Annotated in this window: 1 protein-coding gene; it reads left to right on the plus strand. The window is 55.1% G+C overall.

Annotated elements, in window-relative coordinates:
• Nucleotides 1-223: 223 nt before the first annotated feature.
• A complete protein-coding gene (locus DXB98_RS09940; protein WP_117744005.1) occupies nt 224-1918 on the plus strand; it encodes a phospho-sugar mutase in 1695 nt (564 codons plus the stop codon).
• Nucleotides 1919-2058: the final 140 nt, after the last annotated feature.

Consider the following 2058-nt stretch of genomic DNA (forward strand, 5'->3'; position numbering starts at 1 on the left):
GAGATTGAAGAAGGGGGAGGCCTCGCGGCCTCCCCCTTTTTTGCGTTAATGGGCAACATTCCTTATGCAATTAAATCAATTTAATCATCCACCGCTTAATATAGACGTTCACCGTTCTGTGGTCGGTTCTCTGTTCTCAATGGACTAATATTTGCTTTAGCGCACTGACGCGCTTGTCCTGTTTCACACGGGTCGTTTTATTGATTGTGACGGAAGGACTCACATGGCAGATGTTCATGAGCTGCTTGATACTTGGATTGCCAATGTCAAGGATGAGGAGCTCCTCGCTGAGCTCAACACGATGAAGGAGCAGGGTGATGAGGACGCCATCACCGACGCTTTCTTCCAGGATCTCGCCTTCGGCACTGCTGGTCTTCGCGGCACTATCGGTGCAGGCACTAACCGTATGAATATCTATACGGTCGGTCGTGCGACCCAGGGATTCGCTGACTACCTCAATGCGACCTTCGAGCATCCGACGGTCGCCATCGCTCGCGATAGCCGCAATAAAGGTGAGCTGTTCGTTAAGACGACGGCTGCCATTCTTGCAGCAAACGGTGTGACTGCCCTTGTGTATCCCAAGATTTCTCCTGTGCCGACGCTTTCCTGGGCTGTTCGTGATCTTAAGTGTTCCGGTGGCATTTGCATGACCGCTAGTCATAACCCGGCGCCGTATAACGGCTATAAGGCCTATGGCCCCGACGGCTGCCAGATAACCAGCGAGGCCGCCGATGCAATTTCTAAGGCCATCGCCGAGACTGATACGTTCACCGGAGTGAAGTCCATGGACTTCGATGAGGCTCTTGAGCAGGGTCTGGTCAAATGGATCGATGATTCGTGCCTCGAGCGTTATTACGACGCCGTACTCGCGCGCGGCGTTACGAATCTTTCTGCCGAGGAGATTGCCGGCGCACCGCTCAAGCTTGTCTATACGCCGTTGAATGGTACCGGCCTCATTCCCGTCACGACGGTGCTCGAGCGTGCTGGCATCACCGATGTCACGGTTGTTCCCGAGCAGAAGGAGCCTAACGGCGATTTCCCGACCTGCCCGTATCCTAACCCCGAGATCCGTCAGGCCATGCAGAAGGGCATCGACCTGTGCGAGCAGGTTCACCCCGATCTGCTGCTTGCAACCGATCCTGACGCCGACCGTGTTGGCGTTGCCGTTAAGAATGGCGATGACTATCTGCTGCTGACCGGCAATGAGATGGGCGTTCTGCTGCTCGACTATATCTGCAAGACCCGTGCTGCCCGCGGTGAGGACCTCACTAATAAGGTTGCCGTTACTACTATCGTTTCTTCCGCCATGGTTGACGCTTTGGCCGACGAGTACGGTTTTGAGCTCCGCCGCTGCCTGACGGGCTTCAAGTACATCGGCGACATCATTACTTCTCTTTCCGATGCTGGCGAGGTCGATCGCTTTATCTTCGGTTTTGAGGAGAGCTACGGCTATCTGGCCGGCGACCACGTGCGCGACAAGGACGCCGTGAGCACTTCGCTTCTGATTTGCCAGATGGCGCAGTATTACAAGCTCCAGGGCAAGAACCTCGCCGATGCGATGCACGATCTGTACGAGAAGTATGGCTACTATCACAACAAGACGATTTCGCTGAGCTATCCGGGCGCTGAGGGTGCGGTAAAGATGGCCGGCATCATGGCTGGTCTGCGCGAGAACCCGCCCGTGGAGCTCGCCGGTTCCAAGATTGAGGCCGTCGTGGATTACAATACCTGCGTGAACGGCCTGCCGAAGGCTAACGTCATTGAGTTCGATCTTGAGGGTGGTAACAAGGGTATTGTTCGTCCTTCCGGCACCGAGCCCAAGATTAAGCTGTACATCTTCGCAAAGGGCGCGGATGCCGCCGAGGCTGATGCAGCACTTGACGCGATTGAGGAGTCCGGTCGCAAACTATTGGCCTAAGGCTTTGAAAGCCTATTTCTATAGATAGACGGAGGAGGGGATCTCGGAAACGAGGTCCCCTCTATATTACTGGTAAATACAGCTGAGAATCCCAAACTGTGTAGGAAATGTGTACGCCCAGATTCCCGCCCCCGGGGCCC

Origin of the sequence: Collinsella sp. OM07-12, from assembly GCF_003438275.1 — a bacterium.
Lineage (GTDB): Bacteria > Actinomycetota > Coriobacteriia > Coriobacteriales > Coriobacteriaceae > Collinsella.

Coding starts and splice junctions, on each gene's coding strand:
- DXB98_RS09940 (WP_117744005.1), top strand. CDS start 224: ATGGCAGATGTTCATGAGCTGCTTGATACTTGGATTGCCAATGTCAAG.